This is a genomic window from Thermococcus thermotolerans, assembly GCF_024707485.1.
GTDB classification, from domain to species: domain Archaea; phylum Methanobacteriota_B; class Thermococci; order Thermococcales; family Thermococcaceae; genus Thermococcus; species Thermococcus thermotolerans.
Genome location: NZ_CP102602.1, coordinates 782,896 through 803,992 on the forward strand (window position 1 = coordinate 782,896; position 21,097 = coordinate 803,992).

General features: G+C 53.1%; 21 protein-coding genes. 11 read left to right on the forward strand and 10 right to left on the reverse strand.

Annotated elements, in window-relative coordinates; genetic code table 11:
* Window positions 1–49: 49 nt before the first annotated feature.
* Window positions 50–1,285: a 2,3-bisphosphoglycerate-independent phosphoglycerate mutase gene (locus NUS69_RS04570; RefSeq protein ID WP_258084948.1), complete on the reverse strand. Its 1,236-nt coding sequence runs from the start codon at window positions 1,283–1,285 to the stop codon at window positions 50–52.
* A 128-nt stretch (window positions 1,286–1,413) separates the two neighbouring features.
* Here NUS69_RS04570 and NUS69_RS04575 point away from each other — a divergent pair, with 128 nt between their 5' ends.
* Window positions 1,414–1,920 (forward strand): HIT family protein, encoded by a 507-nt coding sequence (locus NUS69_RS04575; protein ID WP_258084622.1) that lies wholly within the window; start codon window positions 1,414–1,416, stop codon window positions 1,918–1,920.
* Here NUS69_RS04575 and NUS69_RS04580 read toward each other — a convergent pair.
* From NUS69_RS04580 to NUS69_RS04590, 3 genes are all read right to left on the reverse strand, one after another.
* Window positions 1,907–2,602, reverse strand: a complete 696-nt coding sequence (locus NUS69_RS04580) for a hypothetical protein (protein WP_258084623.1) — start codon at window positions 2,600–2,602, stop codon at window positions 1,907–1,909. The genes NUS69_RS04575 and NUS69_RS04580 overlap by 14 nt on opposite strands.
* Window positions 2,603–2,649: 47 nt before the next feature.
* On the reverse strand, window positions 2,650–3,399 hold the full coding sequence (gene thyX, locus NUS69_RS04585; protein ID WP_258084949.1) for an FAD-dependent thymidylate synthase: 750 nt from the start codon (window positions 3,397–3,399) through the stop codon (window positions 2,650–2,652).
* 110 nt (window positions 3,400–3,509) lie between these two features.
* The gene (locus NUS69_RS04590) at window positions 3,510–4,034 is read right to left on the reverse strand and encodes a DUF996 domain-containing protein (RefSeq protein ID WP_258084950.1); all 525 of its coding nucleotides are present in this window, start codon (window positions 4,032–4,034) and stop codon (window positions 3,510–3,512) included.
* A gap of 235 nt (window positions 4,035–4,269) precedes the next feature.
* Here NUS69_RS04590 and argF point away from each other — a divergent pair, with 235 nt between their 5' ends.
* The 5 genes from argF to NUS69_RS04615 all read left to right on the forward strand — a co-directional run bounded on the left by argF (window position 4,270) and on the right by NUS69_RS04615 (window position 10,240).
* Entirely contained in the window at window positions 4,270–5,217 is a 948-nt protein-coding gene (gene argF / locus NUS69_RS04595; RefSeq protein WP_258084951.1) for an ornithine carbamoyltransferase, read from the forward strand.
* A 71-nt stretch (window positions 5,218–5,288) separates the two neighbouring features.
* Window positions 5,289–6,659 carry an ATP-binding protein gene (locus NUS69_RS04600; protein ID WP_258084624.1) on the forward strand — a complete coding sequence of 457 codons (1,371 nt, stop codon included), beginning with the start codon at window positions 5,289–5,291 and terminating at the stop codon, window positions 6,657–6,659.
* A 164-nt stretch (window positions 6,660–6,823) separates the two neighbouring features.
* Window positions 6,824–7,822 carry a hypothetical protein gene (locus NUS69_RS04605; protein WP_258084625.1) on the forward strand — a complete coding sequence of 333 codons (999 nt, stop codon included), beginning with the start codon at window positions 6,824–6,826 and terminating at the stop codon, window positions 7,820–7,822.
* A 140-nt stretch (window positions 7,823–7,962) separates the two neighbouring features.
* The gene (locus NUS69_RS04610; RefSeq protein WP_258084626.1) at window positions 7,963–9,282 is read left to right on the forward strand and encodes an ATP-binding protein; all 1,320 of its coding nucleotides are present in this window, start codon (window positions 7,963–7,965) and stop codon (window positions 9,280–9,282) included.
* Window positions 9,283–9,310: 28 nt separating this feature from the next.
* Window positions 9,311–10,240: an NOL1/NOP2/sun family putative RNA methylase gene (locus NUS69_RS04615; protein ID WP_258084627.1), complete on the forward strand. Its 930-nt coding sequence runs from the start codon at window positions 9,311–9,313 to the stop codon at window positions 10,238–10,240.
* Here the strand turns inward: NUS69_RS04615 and NUS69_RS04620 are convergent.
* Window positions 10,237–11,211: a hypothetical protein gene (locus tag NUS69_RS04620; protein WP_258084628.1), complete on the reverse strand. Its 975-nt coding sequence runs from the start codon at window positions 11,209–11,211 to the stop codon at window positions 10,237–10,239. The genes NUS69_RS04615 and NUS69_RS04620 overlap by 4 nt on opposite strands.
* The gene (locus tag NUS69_RS04625) at window positions 11,211–11,789 is read right to left on the reverse strand and encodes a metallophosphoesterase family protein (RefSeq protein WP_258084629.1); all 579 of its coding nucleotides are present in this window, start codon (window positions 11,787–11,789) and stop codon (window positions 11,211–11,213) included. Before NUS69_RS04625 ends, NUS69_RS04620 begins: the two co-directional genes overlap by 1 nt.
* A 59-nt stretch (window positions 11,790–11,848) precedes the next feature.
* Between NUS69_RS04625 and NUS69_RS04630 the strand changes: the two genes are divergently transcribed.
* From NUS69_RS04630 to NUS69_RS04645, 4 genes are all read left to right on the forward strand, one after another.
* Window positions 11,849–12,949: a saccharopine dehydrogenase family protein gene (locus tag NUS69_RS04630; RefSeq protein ID WP_258084630.1), complete on the forward strand. Its 1,101-nt coding sequence runs from the start codon at window positions 11,849–11,851 to the stop codon at window positions 12,947–12,949.
* Window positions 12,915–13,574 (forward strand): 16S rRNA methyltransferase, encoded by a 660-nt coding sequence (locus tag NUS69_RS04635; protein ID WP_258084631.1) that lies wholly within the window; start codon window positions 12,915–12,917, stop codon window positions 13,572–13,574. Before NUS69_RS04630 ends, NUS69_RS04635 begins: the two co-directional genes overlap by 35 nt.
* Before the next feature lie 104 nt (window positions 13,575–13,678).
* Complete coding sequence (locus NUS69_RS04640) at window positions 13,679–15,058, forward strand: sodium-dependent transporter (protein WP_258084632.1); 1,380 nt, start codon at window positions 13,679–13,681, stop codon at window positions 15,056–15,058.
* A 74-nt stretch (window positions 15,059–15,132) separates the two neighbouring features.
* Window positions 15,133–15,543 (forward strand): translation initiation factor IF-5A, encoded by a 411-nt coding sequence (locus tag NUS69_RS04645; RefSeq protein WP_258084633.1) that lies wholly within the window; start codon window positions 15,133–15,135, stop codon window positions 15,541–15,543.
* A 98-nt stretch (window positions 15,544–15,641) separates the two neighbouring features.
* On the opposite strand, the gene NUS69_RS04650 is transcribed toward NUS69_RS04645, so the two are convergent.
* Genes NUS69_RS04650 through NUS69_RS04665 form a run of 4 tightly spaced genes read right to left on the reverse strand, consistent with a single transcriptional unit; the run spans window position 15,642 to window position 19,872 of the window.
* Window positions 15,642–16,715 carry an ABC transporter ATP-binding protein gene (locus NUS69_RS04650; RefSeq protein WP_258084634.1) on the reverse strand — a complete coding sequence of 358 codons (1,074 nt, stop codon included), beginning with the start codon at window positions 16,713–16,715 and terminating at the stop codon, window positions 15,642–15,644.
* Window positions 16,715–17,563: a carbohydrate ABC transporter permease gene (locus NUS69_RS04655; protein WP_258084635.1), complete on the reverse strand. Its 849-nt coding sequence runs from the start codon at window positions 17,561–17,563 to the stop codon at window positions 16,715–16,717. Before NUS69_RS04655 ends, NUS69_RS04650 begins: the two co-directional genes overlap by 1 nt.
* Window positions 17,560–18,501, reverse strand: a complete 942-nt coding sequence (locus tag NUS69_RS04660) for a carbohydrate ABC transporter permease (protein ID WP_258084636.1) — start codon at window positions 18,499–18,501, stop codon at window positions 17,560–17,562. The genes NUS69_RS04655 and NUS69_RS04660 overlap by 4 nt, the downstream gene beginning before the upstream one ends.
* A 9-nt stretch (window positions 18,502–18,510) precedes the next feature.
* The gene (locus NUS69_RS04665; protein ID WP_258084637.1) at window positions 18,511–19,872 is read right to left on the reverse strand and encodes an ABC transporter substrate-binding protein; all 1,362 of its coding nucleotides are present in this window, start codon (window positions 19,870–19,872) and stop codon (window positions 18,511–18,513) included.
* 159 nt (window positions 19,873–20,031) lie between these two features.
* Between NUS69_RS04665 and NUS69_RS04670 the strand changes: the two genes are divergently transcribed.
* Window positions 20,032–21,090: a TrmB family transcriptional regulator gene (locus NUS69_RS04670; RefSeq protein WP_258084638.1), complete on the forward strand. Its 1,059-nt coding sequence runs from the start codon at window positions 20,032–20,034 to the stop codon at window positions 21,088–21,090.
* Window positions 21,091–21,097 lie beyond the last annotated feature (7 nt).

A 21,097-nucleotide genomic window follows, 5' to 3' on the forward strand; every position in this document is an offset into this window, starting at 1 on the left:
AGGTGAATTTAGCGCCGGGTTAATTCCATACAAGAAAAGATTATGGGGGCTAGGCCCCGAACTTCTCGCTCCTGTTCATGAGATCCATCATTATGTGAACGATGTCGTGACCCTTTATCCTGCCGAGGCCTCCGCGCATGCACTCGCGCTCGCCGAAGCTCTCGGTGTAGTCCGCCCTGACACCGCCTCCAGAGATAAGAACCGGAACGGGGTCGCCGCTGTGGTTCATGACCTCACAGGGCGTGCTGTGGTCGCCGGTTATGGCTATAACAACGTCCTCCAGGTTGATGTTATTGACTATGTAGCCTATCATCCTGTCGGCCTTCTCTATCATCTCGGCCTTGAGCCTCGGATTGTTGTCATGGCCGGCAGCGTCAGTCGGCTTGAAGTGAAGGAACACGAAGTCATAGTCCTTGAGGAGTTCGACGACCTTCTTCGCCTTCGCCATCTCGTCCGTGTTGTACTCGCCGGTGGCTCCATCGGGGGTGTATATGTCAAAGCCTATTGCCCTTGCGACGCCCTTGACAAGGGAAACTGCAACGACGGCCGCCGCCTTCACCTTCCACTGCTCGGTGAACTTCATCGGTATGTCCGGGTAGGTGCCGGCGCCCCTCACAAGGAGGTAGTTGGCTACGGGCTTGCCCTCTCTCTTCCTCCTCTCGTTAACAGGGTGCTTCTCAAGAACCTCGTGGGCCTGCTTCACGAACTCCTCAAGGATTTCTGCAACGCGCCTGCTCTCCTCGTCCTCCCAGGTGAACTCGTGGGGCGGCTTTCCAGCCTCGTGCGGGTCGTTCTCTCCGACTTTATAGCCAGTCGCCATGCCCCTGAGAACGAGAACGGCCCTGTGGCCGGTTGCACCGACGAAGATGAAGTCAACGGGCAGCTTGACGTTTTCCTGGATGGCCTTTGCCAGCTCGTGGGCCTCTTCGGTGCTTATCCTTCCGGCGCGCCTGTCGGTTATGATGCCGTTTTCGATGGTCGCGAAGTTGACGCGGAAGGCCAAGTCGTCCTCATTGAGGTCTAGGCCAACGCCGAGGGCCTCAAGGAAGCCCCTTCCGCGGTAGACCTTATAGGGGTCGTAGCCGAAGATGCTGAGGTGGGCTGTATCGCTGCCAGCCGGCTGTCCGGGCTTTATCGGATCCTGCTGGCCGAGGATTCCGAACTTTGCAAGACCGTCCATGTTGGGTGTGTCCGCGTACTCAAGCGGGGTTTTTCCGCCGAGTTCTTTTATGGGCCTGTCACCGAGGCCGTCGAGGATTATGAGAAGTCCCTTTCTCTGCTTCATGCCTATCACCTGGAGTGAGTAGCGGCTTGGAGTTAAAAGCTTTGTTGGCCGGATTTGAAACGCTTCATCACCCGGAGTTTCAAAAAAGCTTTTAACCCCTCCCCCTTTCTCCCACTGGAGGTGAGGGAATGAAAATAATGTGGGCACCGTGGCGCATCGAGTACATACGCTCACCAAAGCACGACGGCTGCATATTCTGCGACTTCCCGAAGGAGAACCGCGATAGGGAGAGGCTCATCCTCTACCGCGGGAAGCACGCTTTTGTCATCATGAACAACTACCCCTACAACCCGGGCCACGTCATGATAGCCCCCTACCGGCACGTCGGGAAATGGGAAGACCTCACCGACGAGGAACTCCTTGAGATTATGAAGCTCTCCCAGCTCATGATAAAGGCCCTGAAGAAGACCATGAACCCCCACGGCTTCAACATGGGTGTGAACCTCGGCAGGGTCGCCGGGGCAGGGATAGACGACCACGTGCACCTCCACATAGTGCCGAGGTGGAACGGTGATACCAACTTCATGCCGGTAATAGCGGACACCAAGGTAATCCCGGAGTCGCTTGAGGAGGCCTACGAGGAACTCAAGGCCGCGATAGATGAAATAGTGGGGGAGACTTCTAAATCCTCCTGACCTTTATCCTAAACGTGTCATCCAGGGGAAGGCCTTCAAAGAGGTCCGGGCCTATCTCCAGCACCGGGAGGTCGGCCTCGACCACAGTCTCTTTGTTAAGCGGGTCCCTCACAGTGAGTCTAACTAGCCTCCCTCCCCTGACGGTTGCGGAGAGCCTGACGCCCTTCTCGGACACACCTTCGAGGACGAAGTCCTCCCCTCTGAGCTCCCAGACTATCCTCTTGATGAGTGCAGGAGCGCTTTCGGGAGTTATGTGGTGAACCACCCCCTCGTCGGATTCCAGCTCCAGCACCGGACAGGTCGCCTGAGCACTGCAGAAGTCCCTTATCGCTTCCGCTATCCCCCTGGCGAAGATTTGAAGAGGCTTGCCCATTAGTAGTTCGCCAAATCCAGACCAGCTTGCTGTCACTTTAAGCCTGTTCCCCTGCATCTCAAAGGTTACCGTAAGCACACCCTTCTCCCCTGTAAAGGTGTAGACCGCACCGTTCTTTCTGAAGCCCAAGGCCAGTTTAAACTCATAACCAAAGTCAAAGATGAACCGGGGGACTTTGAATCTAACCGTATCGTCGTGTAAGCTCTCGAAGTACGGGAAGAACGGAAGGGTCTTTTCCGGTTCGCTGAGAATTACCTGAAGGCTCTCCCATGAATGGGGCAGTTCTACCTCATAGCTCCTGATTTTCATGATTACCCACCGAGAATTTGTGAAGAAAAGCTATGTAAAAAAGTTTCTTAAACCGTTGGTTTGGAACCTGCCAGGGCCTTCCATTTCTCCTTCGTCCTCTTCCAGCAGCCCGGCGGCATGAGCTCGCCCTCGGGGCAGTAGCCGAGCTGAACGCACCTGGGCCCGAGCTTGGCCCACTTTATGACGGGCCTGAGGTCATCGTTCTTTGCGATCTCCTCCAGCATCTTCCAGGCGACCTCGCGGATCTCCCACTGGGCCCTCTCGCAGGCGCGAAGGCCGAAGAAATGCTTGAGCTCACGGAGGTTCATCGTGACGACAAGCTTTGTCCTTACCGCCTGGGGCAGTATAAAGCGCGCATCCTCCTGATGAACCCCTGCATTGTGACTTTCTTCATAGAGTTCTATCGCCTCCTTCATGAGGCGCTTCCATTTCTCATAGAGTTTCGGGCGGTTCTTTACATCCTCCGGAATCACGAAGGTCTCCTCAACGTCATCGGGGTTCAGTTTTATATATCTCTGGCTCTGCTGGGTGTAGCTGGCTATCCTGTGGCGGACGAGTTGATGCGAACAGACACGAGAACATCCCTCAACCGCAAAGGTCAGAACTGCATGTTCCAGTATTGATTCGTGGCCGTAGCCGAGAACCTTGGGAAGGTGCATCTCGACGTCCCTATCGCTGATCCGCTCGAAAGCTTCCGTCTCCCATTCATCCCAATAGCTTATGAGAGCCGCCCATGTGACAGTTTCCAGAGGCTTTTTTGTATAATTGACAAGGGTAACCTTGATTCCATCCCCCATGCGCGCCACCAGGGATAGAAGAGGATTGAGTTTATTAGGTTTATCGCGTGATGGCAGTGTTGCCACAATAGGATTCGCCCAGAGAAAATATCAAAAAGGGGGGCAGGAGGTTAAATAGGTGCCGGCTCTTCGACTGGCTTGGAAAGCTCGTCAGGCAGGGAGAAGAAGGCCACTATCTCAAGTATTGCGGCAATGAGTATCAGCAGCATCCCTATCATTACAATCATGAGAATTGCTCCGACGAGGTACAGCAGTGCCGTTGTGTGGAACAGGCCGACCCCTGTCTCCTCGGAAATCATGTCGTAGCTCTGCTTCATGAACCAGACACCGACTATCATAAGAACCGCCGCCAAGATGACACCGGTGGTGGCCATTCCAAAGCTCATCATCGAGTAGCCGTATGCTCCGCCCCTAAACATGCTTCCCCAGAAGCTCCACATCGCGACAATACTGGCCAGTATGGCAAGTATGGCCGCCCACAGGTATTTAGTGAAAATCTCTTCCCGTTTTGTCACCTCTGAAATGTTTTTGACTGCCAGGATTTTCAGGACGAATCCCACAATGGCAACACCCGGTATCAGGGTGAGTATTGCGCCGATACCGCCCATAGTTTTTGCAGACTTAAGGTCCCCCATTGCCATCACCTCACTTTTAATAGACGCACTTATCCTATAAAAACATTCACACTCATGCCAATAAAATCACCGACACATTTCCATCCGAACTGCACTGATGGATGGATATATGCCCCCGTGCCCATTACGTTTGGAAAGTCCACATGTATCGATGTTCAAAAGATTTCAGTGGCGACGCCCATTCTCCGACGAAAGGATTATTAAATCCGCTCCCCAGCTTTAGACGGTGATGCACATGGTGGTTAGCCTCGCAGGAAGGGATGTTCTCTGCCTCCAGGACTTCACGAGGGAGGAGATTGAAACTATTCTCAAAACCGCCGAGATGATGAAGATATGGAACAAGATAGGAAAGCCGCACCGCGTCCTTGAGGGAAAGACGCTCGCCATGATATTCCAGAAGCCCTCAACGAGAACAAGGATAAGCTTTGAGGTCGGCATCTACCAGCTCGGCGGCTACGGCCTCTACCTCAACGCGAACGACCTTCAGCTGAGGAGGGGAGAGACCATAGCCGACACCGCCCGCGTTCTCAGCCGCTATGTTGACGGAATAATGGCCCGCGTCTTCGACCACAAGGACGTTGAGGACCTCGCCAAGTACGCCGACGTTCCGGTTATCAACGGTCTCAGCGACTTCTCCCACCCGTGCCAGGCTTTAGCTGACTACCAGACCATACTTGAGAAGAAGGGCAGGATTGCTGGCCTCAAGATAGTCTACGTCGGCGATGGAAATAACGTTGCCCACTCGCTCATGATAGCCGGAACCAAGCTTGGAGCGAACGTTGTCGTTGCAACTCCGGAGGGCTACGAGCCGGACAAGAAGGTCATCAAGTGGGCGGAGCAGAACGCGGCCGAGAGCGGTGGTTCCTTCGAGCTCCTCCACGACCCGGTCAAGGCCGTCAGGGACGCAGATGTTATTTACACCGACGTCTGGGCCAGTATGGGGCAGGAAGCTGAAGCCGAGGAGAGGAGGAAGATATTCCAGCCCTTCCAGGTCAACAGGGACCTCGTCAAGCACGCCAAGCCGGACTACATCTTCATGCACTGCCTCCCGGCCCACAGGGGAGAAGAAGTTACGGACGATGTCGTTGACTCCCCGAACAGCGTCGTCTTCGACGAGGCCGAGAACAGGCTCCACGCCCAGAAGGCGGTGATGGCCCTCATCATGGGCGGGATTAAGGTCTGATTCTCTTCTATTTTTCTGGTTTTGAAGTTCAGCAAAGAAATGCTTATAAACAAAGAAACTTACTCTAAAGTATGATACTCGTGAGTAAGTTTATTGACCGTGAAAGGGAGCTTGAGTTCCTGAGGAGCAGATACCGTTCCGAAAGGCCCGAACTGATAATCCTATACGGTCGGAGGAGGATAGGCAAGACGTATCTTCTTCAGAAGTTCCTTTCCGAGGTTGATGGGGTCTATCTGCTCGCCGAGGAGAGCGAGACAATTCTTGAGGACTTCTCCGAAAGGCTCGCCGAATACTTCAACGACCCTCTCCTGAGGGAGAACCCGCTCCAGAACTGGAGGGCGTTCTTCACTTATCTCGCGGGAAAAAGCTCTGAAAGGCTCGTCGTAGTAATAGATGAAGTCCAGTATATAGCGAAAGCCCAAAGAGACTTTCTCAGCGTCCTTCAAAAGTACTGGGATACTCATCTCTCAGAGACAAAGATAATGCTGATCCTCTGCGGCTCGCTGGTTTCATTCATGGAGGGTATTCTTTCAGCTAAATCCCCCATCTACGGAAGGAGAACCGGGGCGTGGAAAGTTGAGGAAATGGATTTCTTCAATGTAAGAAAATTCTACCCGCTGAGCACCGCGGAGGCACTCCACGTTTACTCCGTCTTTGGGGGAGTCCCACAGTACTGGGTGGATTACAATCCAGAGCTTGACTTCTGGGACAACCTTCGCAATCTCCTGCTGTCTAAGGGCGCAAAATACTACGACGAACCCAAATATCTGCTTAAGCAGGAGCTAAGGGATGTCTCGCGGTACTTCTCCATACTGAGGGCGATAGCACTTGGATACAACCGCTTCGGCCAGATAGCCGACAAGGCCAAGGTCGATGTCAACTCGCTCGGCAAGTACCTCAACGTTCTTGAGGAGATGGGATACGTCGGAGAGGAGAAGCCCATCGTGGGAAGGGGAAGGAGCATCTACAAAATAACCGACAGGCTCTTCAACTTCTGGTTCCGCTTTGTCTACCCGAGGAAAAGCGAGATCGAGATGGGATTCGATGTTGTGGAGGACATCAAGTTCAGGTTTAACGAATACATTGGCTTCGTTTTCGAGGAGATAGTGAGGCAGTTCTTGGTTGAGCTTAACAGGGCTGGAAGGTTACCGTTCAGGTTCACAAAAGTTGGAAGGTGGTGGCATAAAGGGGAAGAGATTGACCTCGTGGCTTTGAACGAGAAGGAGAGAAAGGTGCTCTTCGTCGAGGTTAAGTGGAAAGACCTGAGCGAGAGGGAGGCGAGGGGGATTCTCAAAGACCTGAAGAGAAAGAGTAAGCTCGTCGGTCTCGATGATTGGGAGAAAAGCTGCGGTCTTGTGGCAAAGAGCGTTGAGGGGAAGGAAAAGCTAAGAGCTGAGGGCTGGCTTGTGTGGGATTTGGAGGACTTCGAAAGGCTTATTTGAGGATTTAAGCTTAATTGGTTGGAGGCGAGTAGCGATGGTCATCCCTAAAACGTTGCCCAAAAAGAAAGGAAAAATAAAAGAAAAGGGGTTACTGCGAGAGAAAGAGGTGCCAGTAGATTACTACCACGTATACGGTGACACAAACACTGTGATCTCTTCAATACTTGGCGGAGAATACCCTCCAACAAACACACACACCCATACTCAACCACAAAGAATTCGCCATTATATCAGAGCACCATGCAGACAGTGCAGCATACGAAACGCTCATCGGTGGGGTGCACCAGATCTTCGAAGCCCATTCAAAGAAAACAGATCCAGGTGATAAGACAGAAAAAATACTCGAGTACATTGTAGACACTTTCGGCAAGAAAAACGGCGAGGAATTCGTATATCTGTCAGACAGCGAACCCAAGCGCTTGGAGCAATACGATAAAAAACCAGTCATAATATTGCAGCCTTTCGACTCTGCAGCAGACGCTCTTGAAAAGGAACTTGCACAAAAAATGATAGACGAAATAGAGTTTCAGGAGCGAGTACTGACAAAAAATGAGAAGGAAAAAATACAGAAAGCTGCAAAACTAATAATACGTGCTGCAAAGAAAATGAAGAAACTAATGGAAGATAGGCCAGTATGGGACTACAACGCTCTCGCAGATGCACAGGCACGACTGTATAAACAGCCACACTTGCTTGCAAGAGAAGCGGCAGAAATCCTGGGCATCGATCCGCTTGAGCATTTCCAGGAAGAGATAATGGAGCTCGCAAAGATGTTTCCCAAAACTATAAAGCCGGAAAAAACATACGGCGACCGCTGGTACGAATTCCTCAAAAAGAAGGGAATTGGCCCTGAGGGGCTCAATCCCGGGAGAAGGGAGAAACCGGAGAAGCAGAAAACCCGGGAACACGTCCCGGCGAAGGTACAGAATCTCCTCGGCATTCTCAATGGATTGAAGTTCGCGGACTACTCAGAAAATGCCATCCAGAAAGCCATCAGAAGCCTTGAGCTTGAGGTCGAGAGGCTCTCGAAGAACCCGATGGAGAACCTTGAGCTGATAGGCCTTTACTGCCTCGTCATTCGAGCGCTGGAAAATGGCGATTTCGGAAGGGCCGAGGAAATGCTGAAGGATCTCTCTGGCCGTTATCCTTCTGGGGCTTTGTGAAAGGCCCCTTTCATAACAAATTTTATGGAAGCTGGCTTTCACAAATGGTGCAATTTATGAAAGTGCACTTTCATAAAACGGCACGTCTGTGAAAGTGGAGTTTCATAAATCTTATAAGTTATGAAAGCACACTTTCACACATGGCAGTTAAGGTAGTCAAACTCGTCAGGTACAACCCCTGGTGGAAGGGTGAAGAGTGGGAAAAGGAAGACTACGACCTATCCAGAGCCAAGGAGATCATCCCGCGAAAGACGATTGAAGTTAAGGGAGGCTCAGTAACACTCATAAGGGGCATCAGGAGGGCAGGAAAGAGCTTCTACCTCAAAATGCTCATCAGTGGACTAATAGAAAACGGCGTTGAGTCGAGGAGAATAGTTTACATTCCCTCAGACCGGTTCACGAAGGGCGAAGTCAAGGCCTTCATAGAGGAGCTGAGGATTAGGCATGGCAGTCTTTATGTCTTCCTTGACGAGATAACCTACCTTAGAGACTGGAGACTCCTCCTCAAGGAGCTCGGCGAAGAGGGGATAACCACGGTGGCGACAGGCTCGAATCCCGTTGAGCTGAAGAGAGAAAGTGAACTCCTGCCAGGGAGAGGAATAGAAGGCAACGAATATTACTTCAACCCGCTGAGCTTTAGGGAGTTTGCACGCTTTATGAAGCCCAAGTTGCCTCGGGCATCTTTCAGCTACCGTGAACCGGAAATTGATGACCTTATACCCTGGTACGAGGAAATTGAGGGACTTTTCTATGCATATCTTCAGACGGGTGGCTTTCCGGAGGCAGTGACTGACTTTAAAAACCATGGAGAAATTAAAGAAGAGCGCTACGAGGAGATAATAAGGCTGGTCCTCGGCGAGATCGCCAAATCCGGAAAGAGTGAAGAGATTGCGAGGGAGCTCTTAGAGACGATTTTCAGGCTCAAAGGCAACCGCGTTGATTACGTAACCCTGGCTGGGGAAATCGGAGTTTCTCACCCCACTGTCAGGGAGTACTTAGCGACCCTTGAGAGCGCGAGAGTGATTTACACCCTTGAGGCCTGGGACGTGAGCAGAAATAGGCACGCCCACAGAAAGGAGAAGAAGATAGTCTTCCAGAGTCCACTCATAGCGACGGCTCTGGCGGTTTACCTTGGAGATGACCCTGTTGAGTTCGTTGAGACCAACATGGAGTGGCTCGTCGAAAACACCGTCGCTTCCCACGTCATATGGCACCTTGAGGAGCCCATACTCCGGGAAAAGCACTCCCTCGCGGGGTTCTACTACGACAGGAACAAGGAGTGTGACCTCGTGATAAAGGAGCGCGGAAAGTTCTTCGGAATCGAGGTTAAGTACGGAAAGGTTAAGAAGAAGCGGTACTCCTTCCCTGTGCTCTATCTATCGAAGGACGAGCTTGGGGAAGACACCGTTCCGGTCTCGCTCTACCTCTACGGCCTTGAGAAAAGTGCAAGGTCAATATGATTTTAAACCCTTCCCCCAACTTCCCACCATGCTGGAAAAGCTCTTCAGCCTCGGCTACTCCAAGGCCTTCGCGGAGAGGTATTACGAGCTATGGGGAGAGAGGGCTCTGGCCATAGCCGAGGCCATGGAAAAGCCCCTTCCGAGGTGCTTCCGCGTAAACACGCTCAGAATAGAGGTTCTAAAGCTCACCAAGCTCCTCAATAAGAAGGGCTTCCAGTTCAGGCGCGTCCCCTGGGCGAGAGAAGGCTTCTGCCTGACGCGGAAACCCTTTTCGATAACCTCAACGCCGGAATATTTGAGCGGTCTCCTCTACATACAGGAGGCCAGTTCGATGTATCCGCCAGTTGCACTCGAACCGAAGCCGGGAGAAGTTGTCGCAGACATGGCCGCCGCGCCAGGGGGGAAGACGAGCTATATGGCCCAGCTCATGGAGAACGGGGGTATAATCTACGCCTTCGACGTCGGCGAGGAGCGCTTGAAGGAGACGAGGTTGAACCTCTCAAGGCTGGGGGTTACGAACACCGTCCTCATCCACAAGTCTTCGCTCCACATAGACGAGCTGGAGATTGAGTTCGATAAAATCCTTCTCGATGCCCCGTGCACCGGCTCCGGAACGATACACAAGAACCCCAAGCGAAAGGCCAACAGAACGATGGAGGACGTTAAGTTCTGCCAGAACCTCCAGATGAAGCTCCTTGAGAAGGGCCTAAGCGTCCTCAAGAGAGGTGGAACCCTCGTTTACTCTACCTGCTCCCTTGAGCCGGAGGAGAACGAGCTCGTAATCCAGTGGGTCATTGACAGCTTTGACGTCGAGCTCCTGCCCCTCCGCTACGGCGAGCCGGCCTTGACGAATCCCTTTGGAACGGAGCTAAGCGAAGAAATAAGAAAGGCAAGGCGGTTCTATCCGGACAGGCACGGGACGAGCGGATTCTTCGTGGCAAAGCTCAGGAAGCTTTAATCCTCGACCTCCCTGACCAGAACTTCCTCTATTCTGCGGAGCCTCTCAAGAACGTCTTCACTCAGGTTCTTTTCCAGCTCCTCGCGGGCGGCCTTGGCCAGCTCGAACTTTGAGTCATATTTCCCGAGGGACGTCCAGTGTATCTTCTTGCCCTCAAGGAAAACGTCTATGTCGCAGAGTCTCTTGTAGCCGACGTACTCAATGCCCTTGAGAAGAAACTTGACGCGCATGGGGTCCTCCCACGTGAGGAGCCTGAGCTTGTAGACCGGAACCCGCATAAACGGTCTTGGATAGTCCCAGTCCCAGCCCTCACCGACGACGAAGCCGAGATCGAGGTCCTCTATGACCATCATCAGCCTCTCTATGTTCTCCTCGTAGCGCTTGTCGGTGTCGTAGATTTTGATGGTGATCTCCTTCCACTCGGGCATCAGCTTGAGCAGGAGGACGGGGACATCAAGGGTCAGCTCACGGTAGACCTCCAGGAAGTCCCTTCTGATGAGAACCGCCCCCTCAATATCTTCCGGGCCAATTGGGGAGTTGAGCTTCTTCTTCGTTACCCCGATTATCGTGTCCCCTGCCTCACCCTCATCGAAGGCCGTTCTTATATCCATGATCTCTCCGCCGTACTTTTTGGCCAGAAGCTGAAGCCCCTCCTGAACCTTGTCAGGAACCCTCATGAGGATCAGCGTGCCCTCGACGTGAACCTTCTCCACCGGGAGTTTCCGGTTCACGATGGTGCTCAGAACAACAGGGGCGTGACAGCCCAGAAGGAATGCCCTCTCAGGGGGAATCGTTTCCTTCTTCCACTCGTCAGTAACAAATACTATTGTCTCGAACTCACTGCTGTTCCTTATAGCTGCATCGGTCGGCATCTCCTCGACACCGAAGACCTGGGAGATTGCCGCCTTCACGGCCTCCCTGTGGGGAGTTCGAAGGAAGATTATCGACGGCCCAAAGCGGAGAACCCTCATCACATACCCCTCCACATCTTATAACCCCTATCGAAGTCCGTCCCCCCGGGATACTTTACCTTGTACGTCCTCCCGCTCGGGAGGAGGACAAAGTTGACGCCGAGAATCCCATTTAAGCCCCTCTCAATCAGCTTGAAATTGTGGCCGTAAAGTCTGAAGTCGGCTTCCCTATCCACGACCTCTCTCCAGGTGTGGCCGAGGGCGAACCTGCTCCCCTCGATTTCAATGACCGTGCCCGGCTCAACGACGGAATCGCCGAAGAACTCCCTGAGCAGTTCGGGGTCATCTTCATTGCCCGGAACGATGTAGAGAACCGCGCCGGAGCCTTTAAGGACACGTGCCAGTTTTCTCAGAGCACCTCTGTAACGGGGCACCAGCTCCGGCCTCCTCTCAAGCTTCACGTTGTCGGCCAAGTCTCCGGTGTGGATTATGTAGTCAGGCTCGGTCTTTTCTATGAGATTATTGATGAAGCGATAAACGCTCTCGGGAGTGTCGCTTATGTGCATGACCTTGGTCTCATCGGATGAAGAGAGCACTTCCAGTACATTTTTCCGAAAGATCGGTAGCTTGAACGGCATTAACGGGGGTAGGAGCAGGGCTTATATATACCTTCCCACAAGTTTCAGGGGGTGTTACCATGAAAGTCCTCGTTCTCGGTGCAGGAAACGTTGGGAGGGCAGTAGCATGGGATTTGAGGGACGAATTTGACGTCCACGTTGGAGACGTCAGTGAGGAGAGACTGAAGGCCGTTTCTGAGTTCGCAACTCCCGTGAAGGTGGACGCGGCGAACTTTGGTGAACTGGTTGAAGCCATGAGGGGTTTCGAGCTGGTCATCGGGGCTCTGCCAGGGAGGTTCGGCTACCACTCTGTTAGAGCGGCAATAAAGGCCGGCGTTGACATGGTCGACGTTTCGTTCATGCCCGAAAATCCGCTGGAACTCCGGGATGAGGCTGAAAAGGCCCAGGTGACGGTGATAGTTGATGCCGGCTTCGCCCCCGGACTGAGCCACATCCTGATGGGCAGGATATGGCAGGAAATGGACGAGCTGAGAGAGGGCTACATCTACGTTGGCGGCCTTCCGAAGGAGCCGAAGCCGCCACTTTATTACAGAATTACATGGTCACCTAAAGACTTAATTGAGGAATACACGAGGCCGGCACGCGTGATAAGGAACTGGGAAGTCACCACAGTCGACCCGTTTGAGAGGATTGAACGGATCTCCATCGGGGACTTTGAGTTTGAGGCATTCATAAGCGACGGTCTGAGGAGCCTCCTGGAAAGCGTAAGGGCGGAGAGGCTTGAGGAGTGGACGCTCCGCTGGCCGGGACATCTGGAAAAAATGAAGGTTTTGAGGGAGCTCGGCTTCTTTAAACCCGAGCACGTTGACAATACGCTCGACGTTATAGTGCCCCTCATGACCTATGAGAGCCCGGACTTCTCCATAATGCAGGTCCTGGGGAGAGGAACGCTGGACGGAGAGCCGAAGGAGATTGGCTACCTGCTATATGACGAAGAGAGGGAAGGATTCACGTCCATGGCACGGGTTACGGGGTTCACAGCGGCGGCGGTGGCCAGGCTCGTGGCGGAGCACGGGTGCATATACGGTGTTATCCCTCCCGAGATACTCGGGATGAGGATAGACACTTTCACGCGCATAATTGAGGAGCTTGGGGAGAGGGGAATAAAGATCGAGAGGTGGGAGAATGCTTCACCTGGTGATAGCCGAGGCCGAACTTGAGCTGGCGCCCAAGAGTATACAGAACCACCCTGCAATAGTCAACTACGCAAAGCGGAGGGGCAAGAGACCGGATGAGATTATCCTGGACGCCACGTACCACCATTCGGCCCTGAAAAAGCTCGAAAACGGCGAGAGGCGCGGGAGGCCGGATATAGTCCACGTCTGCCTGCTCAACGCCCTGGAGAGCATAGCCAACAAAGAGGGCCTGCTGAGGGTCTACGTCCACACGCGGAACGACGAAGTGATATACATAAAGCCAGAAACCAGGATTCCGAGAAACTACAACCGCTTCATTGGGCTGATGGAAAGCCTCTTTAAGAACAGAGCCGTTCCCGAGAACCTTGAACTTCTCCGGATGGAGGAAAAGCCGCTTGGAGAGCTCATAGAGGAGATAGGCCCTGATGAGGTCTTCGTGATGCATGAGGAGGGGAAACTCACGAAGCCGATGGAGTTTGGGAAAACCCTTTCAGAACTTAAAAACCCACTCGTGGTTGTTGGAGCATTTCCTCATGGAGACTTCAGAAGTGAAATCCCGGGCAAAAAAATAAGTCTTTACAAAGAACCGTTGATGGCATGGACAGTTGTGACCGAAACAATCGTCAATTTTGAGCAGTGGGGCCTCTAAATTGAGTAGAAAAAGCACACAATGTTTTTATATTAGTTTTCTCTTATTTCTTCTGCAAATCTCGCCTAAAATATGGGGCTGAACCTCCATGGGGGTGTGAATCTATGCGAAAAATAAGCTTCCTGATGGCGTTTTTGATAACGGGATACATCCTCGGCATCTGGAACTTTCTGGTGCTACCAAAGTACTACATAAACTTTGGACTGAAGGGGTTCCTGATATCGCTGATACCGATGCTTCTGGCGCTGTTTCTGATATACAGTGAGGCAGAGAGCACTAAACGCACGAGATACCTGATATATGAATTGTTCTTCAAGATATCCCGCACTCCAGCACTGATATTCGTTCTCATCATGTTCCTGCTCGTGATGCTCGGAATCACAACCTACTACTCCTCGTACAGCATCATATACATCCTTGGCATCGCTCCCAGGTATGTCCCCGTAATAGCCCTCGGAACGATACTTGTCTCTGTGGTTCTACTTATCCTCGCCAAGGGCAGAACCCTGGAAGTTATCTCAGTGCTCTCGGTGCTTTTCGTGCTCTTTGCAATAGTTTCCGCAGTCCTCGTCAGGAACCAGGCCCTCAACACCGTCACCGATCCCCAGGCAGTTCACTACATGAAAAACGCGGTCTCGGCAATAACTTCCTTCGGACAGCCGCTCTCCCTCAGGGGAGTGCTCTACATGTTCATCTCGGTGCTCATGTCCTTCGGCCTTGGTGCCGGCGTTTATTATGTGGTTGGGAGCTTCACCCCCGAGGAGCTTGACCTCAGGAAGGTTCTTGCCGCTGTTTTTGTCCTCCAGATAATACTGAGCTTCGCCGCGGCTTTTACCGTCGCTTACTCCCTCGGTGCAGCCTACCAGGGATTTGGAAAAGCCTTCCACAGCCCCAACATCCCAGCGGAGGAGTCCATGAGGCTATACCTTGGATTTCAGGATCTCAGAGAATACGCTACGAACAGTGAAAAGAGCCCGATGGACTCGATTGAGGTGTTCTATTCAATCCCGTACGTACTCAAGGGCAACATCGCCAACGCCGGCAGGTTGATATCTCTGCTCATGCTCTCGCTATACTTTGCCGGGCTGACCACGATCATCGTCCTCATAGAGATGGGCAGTCAGATACTCTCCGAGGTCATGCAGCTTGGAAGGAACAGAAGCCTGACTCTGGTGGCGCTCCTTGGCTTCCTGCTCTCAGCGGTGATGGTCATAGGGGACATCAGGACAATGTTTCTTGTGGTGCCGTTCAGCGTGGGTGCAATAATAGCCGCTATCGAAGCATATCCCCTCCTCTCAGAGGAACTCGCGCACAACAAGGGCGCCGTGGCGGGCATAATGATCGTCCTCTTCCTCATGGGCCTGCTCACGCTGTACTACGCGTTCAGAGCGCCAGGCACCACCGTCAAGATAGGTGCACTGCTCGGTCTCGTCCTCCTAGTGCCCGCTCTCATGAACAGCATGCTGATGAAGGGCCGTCGCTGATTCTTTCTTTTATTCAAAAATTTTTTAAAGACCCTTCCCAATCGGTTTTAGAACGCTTATGGGAGGTCTGAAAAATGGGAGACAAGACCAAGGTTCAGGTTAGCAAGCTCAAGCCGGGAAGGTACATCCTCATCGATGGAGAGCCCTGCAGGATCGGCAACATAACCGTTTCCTCGCCCGGAAAGCACGGTTCAGCCAAGGCCAGGATTGAGGCCGTTGGAATCTTCGACGGCAAGGTCAGGAGCATTGTCAAGCCCACCAGCGCAGAGGTTGACGTTCCGATCATCGACAAGAGAACCGCCCAGATAATAGCCATGACTCCGGACACCGTCCAGATTATGGACATGGAGACCTACGAGCTCTACGACGTCCCTATTGAGACCGGTGTCGCTGACGAGATCAAGGATCAGCTCAGGGAAGGAATAAACGTCGAGTACTGGGAGACCCTCGGCAGGATCAAGATAATGAAGCTCAAGGGCGAGTGAGCCCTTCTTCCACCTCTTTAAACAAACTTTTCTTGGAAAGTTAATAGCCAAAGAATCCAAATAAGAGAAAGGGATTGTTTGAGGCGTCAGCCCGGCAATCAGCCGTACAGAAGCTTTCCACTCTTAGGGTCAAAGATGTAAATCCTGTCCATCCTCGGCCTCCAGTAAACCTCCTCCCTGCCCGTCTCCACTCCTTCCGGAAGCCTGAGTACCAGCTCCACACCGCCGTAGGCGATGTGGCCGTAGCTCTCCACACCGAGCTTCTCAACACCTAGGAGCCTGCCCTTCACAAAGCCCTCCTTCGGTTCGGAGCTGACTTGAACGTGCTGGGGCCGGAAGCCGAGAACCGCAGTGCCGCGGACGTCTATGATGGTGGGCAGTTCCAGCATGAATTCCCCTGCATCGAAGAGCACTTTTCCGTCCTTCTCCTCAACCTCTCCTTTCACGAGGTTCATGGGTGGGCTTCCCACGAACGTCGCAACGAAGGTGTTGGCGGGTTTGTAGAAGATCTCATCCGGCGTGCCGACCTGCTGGAGAACGCCCCTGTCCATGACAGCTATCCTATCGGCCATCGTCATGGCCTCGACCTGGTCGTGGGTGACGTAAATGGTGGTTATTCCGAGGTCGTAGCTGAGGAGCTTCTTGAGCTCAAAGCGCATCTGGGTTCTTATCTTGGCGTCGAGGTTGCTCAGCGGCTCATCGAGGAGGAAAACCTCGGGTTCTCTCACCAGCGCCCTGGCCAAGGCCACACGCTGCTGCTGGCCGCCGCTCAGTTCGCTCGGCTTCCGGTTGAGAAGGTCGGCTATCCCAAGGAACTCGGCCACCTCCTTAACGCGCCGTATCCTCTCCTGCTTCGGAACCTTCCACATCCTCAGCGGAAATTCTATGTTGCCGAAGACCGTCATGTGTGGATAGAGCGCGTAGCTCTGGAATACCATGGCGGTGTTTCTCTTTGTGGGATCTATCTCGTTGACCAGCTGGTCGCCTATCCATATTTCGCCTTCGGTGGGCGTTTCAAGGCCGGCTATCATTCTGAGTGTCGTCGATTTCCCACACCCGCTTGGTCCGAGGAGCACCATGAACTCCCCGTCTTTAATCTCAAGGTTCAGTTTGTTGACAGCAACTACCTCTCCAAACTTCTTGGTAACGTCCTTAAGCAGAACCCTCGCCATCAGCCTTTCCCTCCCGTAATGACTATACCCCTAATGAGGTACCTGTTTAGCACGAGGAAGAGCAGTATCGTGGGTGCCGAGGCCACCAGCGAGCCTGCTATGATTGGGGTGTACTCCGTCCACATGCTCCTCTGGAAGGCGAAGCTGAGACCGACCGGCAGGGTGAAGTTTTCCGGCGAGCGGAGGAAGATGAGCGGCCCGATGAAGGCGTTCCAAGAGCCGAGGAACTGGTAAACGGCAACCGCACCGAGGGCAGGTTTGGCCAGCGGCATGGCTATGTAGAAGAACGCCTTTATCGGACCGCACCCATCCAGGCGGGCGGCTTCGAATATCTCGTTGGAAAGGGACGTGAAGTACTGCCTCATGAGGAAGATACTTGACACGTTCACTATCCCCAGTAGTGCAAGGCCGAAGATGTTGTCGATGAGGCCAAGTTTGTACATTATGATGTAGTTTGGAACCAGCGTGACGAACATTGGAATCATAAGGAGCGAGAGCAGCGCGGAGAATATTACGTCTTTTCCCGGGAATTTGAGTCTGGCGAATGCGTAGCCGGCCATGCTGGTGAAGAGCACGTTGCCGGCAACGATTAACCCAGCGTAGAGCGCGGTGTTGCGAATCCAGCGCGGGAACAGGTCAAGCCTGAAGAGTTTCTGATAGTTTTCAAGCGTGAATGGATTGGGAACCCACTCCGGGGGGTATGCCGAAGCCTGCGCCCACGTCATGAACGAAGCGACCAGCGACCTGATGAAGGGCATCAGATATACCAGTGCAAAGGTTATCAGCACGGCGTAGGTTATGACAATCCAGATACGGCGGATGAGCCTCTCCTTCTCTTTGGGGGTCATCTCATAGCCCTCCCGTACTTCTTCTGGAACAGGTAGGTGGTCGTGAATATTATCGCGAACAGGAACCAGCTTTTGGCCGCGGCAACACCGGGACGTATCCTGGTGAACGCCTCGTTATAGATGTCCAGCGCGACGGTATAGCCTGCCCCTCCCGGGCCGCCGTTGGCCCCCGCCATTATCCACGCGAGGTCGAACATCTGGAGGGCCCCTATGAGTCCCATGACCACCACGTAGGTTATCATCGGCCTGAGCATCGGGATCGTTATGAAGAAGAACCTCCTTATCGGCCCTGCACCGTCAAGCATTGCCGCCTCGTATATCTCCCTGGGAATGGCCTGCATCGCCGCCAGGAAGGACACCATGAAGTGTCCGCTGGTCCCCCAGATGGCGACAGTGGCTATGGCGAAGAGCAGGTAGTCTTTGTTGTTTATCCAGTCCACCGGCTCAAAGCCCGGGATCACGTGGGCCAGGACGTAGTTTATGTAGCCGTTCTTCATGAAGAGCCATATGAATATCAGGGCCACGATGACCGAAGAAGTCGTCGCGGGCAGGAAATAGGAGACCTTGAAGAACTGCTGGCCGCGAATCTTCTGGTTGGCAAAGGAGGCCAGCACTATTGCCAGGAAGGTCTGGATGGGCACGACGATGAGTGTGTAGAGCAGGATGTTCTTCAGGCCGGTGTAGAAGGGCACGAGAAGGTAGGGCGCTCCGTGAAGCCCCCTGATAAGGTCCCTTATCACAATCTCAAAGTTTTGAAGCCCTACAAACTGCATCTCGCCTATATAATCCCATTTGAAGAAGCTCAGGTAGAAGGCAAAGAACATCGCGAAGTAACCGAAAACCAGGTTCAGAATAACGGCAATCGAGATGAGAGTTAATCCGGCTACGATCTCCTTATTTCTAGCCTTCTCGTAAAAGGAAGAAAAAGACGAAAACATGTTCTCACCTCAGCTGCTCAGCTCTTCCTGAACGACCTGCTTCATAACCTCAATGGCCTCGTCCACGCTCATCTCGCCCCTCATCGCTGCGGCCATGGCGTCGCTGAACTTGCCCTCAAGTGGTCCCGACTTCGGACCCCAGAGGAAGACTATCATCTGGTCGTACTTGAACGAGAGGGTCTTCTTGTGCTGCGGCCACATGTCCGGGTCGTTCTCGAATCCCTTTATGCTGGGTAGGGTCTGACCGCCCTTGACGACGAGTTCCTTCTGTCCCTCCGGCCCAAGGAGGAACTCGACGAACTTCCAGGCCTCCTGCGGGTGTTCGGTCTTGGCGTTTATTCCCAGGATGACTGTGTAGACCATGGTCACCCTTCCTTCCTTTCCGGCCGGGACAGGAGCTATGTCCCAGTCCTCACCGTACTTGAAGTCGGGGAACTGGTCTGCAAGGAATGGAATCATCCAGTTTCCGCTGATGACCATTCCAACCTCCTGCTGGCCGAAGGCGTCACCGAGCCAGCCGGCTCCAACGTCACTCGGCTGGACGACGTACGGGGTAAGCCCCTGGTTTTCCCTCTCAGTCTTGCCCTTCCTGTAGAGGTCGATGTACCACGTGAGGGTCTCCCTAACCACGGGGTTGTCGAACCAGGAGGCGTCTTCAGGTTTCTCGAACCAGGGCTTGGGGGCACCGTTGCTTACGGCAACTGGGACGTACCTGTTAAATCCTCCAAGGTATATGGCCAGTCCGGGCTTTCCGGTCTTGTCAGCTATTATCTTGGCGTACTCCTCAAGCTCCTCCCAGGTTTCGGGCGGCCTGGTGAGGCCAGCCTGTTCGAAGAGCTTCTTGTTGTAGAAGAGGGCCAGCATGCTCCAGTCCTTAGGCAGGCCGTAGAGCTTTCCGTCCTTCATGAAGGGCTCAAGAAGGAACGGGTAGAACTGGTCAATGAAGCTCTGGTCAGCGAGGTCAGATATCGGATAGAGGGCCCCCTTGTCGATGAAGATTGGAGCCCATGCACTGTCAACGTAGAAGACATCGGGGGCAACTCCTGCACCGTAGGATGCCAGGATGTTCTCGTGGAACATCTGGGTGATGACCTCGTACTTGATGCCGATGTTGGGGTTCTGCTCTTCGAAGGCTTTAATCATCTTCTCGTAGTTCTTCATCTCGGTTTCTCCGGCACTCCAGCCGGCGAACCTCACGAAAACTTTCTCCTGCACCTGGGTCTCAACCTTGGTCTCAGTTTTAACTTTGGTCTCCGTGACGGTCGCCGGTGTTTGGGTTCCGGTCTGTTCTCCACCGCCGATGCACCCGGCAGCCACTACTGCCAAAAGCAGAACAAAAATCAAAAGACCACCAGCAAGGACTTTTTTCATACCTCCTCACCCCTCGACATACGTGCATGGAATAATATGGGCATTCAATGTTTATACTACAATACTATTATATAAACCTTACTGAATTAGTATCCAATATATTTAAATAGTATTGAAGCTCAAAAATACGTAGTGGCAGTGACCTGTGGAGGGGTGCAGATGGAAAATTATGCTTTTTTGATTGAAAAATTGCAGGAACTCGGGCTCACCAAAAGGGAGGCTGAGGTTTATCTGACGATTCTCATAAAGGACGGCGCCACCGTGAAGGAGCTCCTTGAGGCCCTTGACATCCATCAGCCCCAGCTCTACAACATAATCCAGAGCCTGATACGAAAGGGATTCATCAGGGCTTCCGCCGGAAGGCCGAGGGTCTACACGGCGAGCGATATAGGGGCCCTCATCGACATTCAGAAGATGAAGTTCGACCTCCTCCGGAGCGTCCTTCAGGAGGAACTTATGAAGATCAAGGGAAGAACCGAAGAAGAGGGGCCCTATATCTCACTTGTGAGGAGCCTGGAAGGTGTCCTGGCGAGCATTATCGAGATAATAAACTCCGCGGAGGTCGAGATTAGGGCCGAACTCCCCTATCCCGTCTTCAAGGAGCTCAAACCCTACCTGCTGGGAGCCCTCCAGAGGGGAGTGAACCTGTACCTTCTGGTCTACCCCAGCATAGGCACTCCAGAGGAGTTCGAAAGGTTCAGGGATCAGGTCAAGATACGCACCTTTGACCTTGGAAACTTTCTCCTCGTTATATCCGACCTCTCAAGCGCTGTCTACTCAAAACGGCGCTTCTTCAGCGTTCACAAGCTCCCGATTTCCAGCAACGAAATCTACGGATACGTGATACAGGAAAAAGACCTCCTCCTCAGACTCCTCAACATCCACAACAACCTCTGGCTCAAGTCAAAGGAGGTCATGGGATGGATTCCCAGGCCCGAGCTGTATCCCAAGGTGTTCATAGAGTTCTCGATGGCGCTCAACGAGCTTGAGACCCTGCTGAAGCTCGGCTACACTCCGGTGGTGACCGTGGAGGGCAGGGACGTTAAGAGCGGCTACCCAGTGAGCATTACCGGAAAGGTTCGCTCGATAAACCGCTTCGGAATAGTCAGCAACTTCGTCCTCGAAGGCGAGAACGGAACCTTTACCGTCGGGGGTTTTGATGCGGAGGTTGAAGACATAGAGGCACAGAAGATTGTTATCAGGGAAATAACCAAATAAGGTGGCA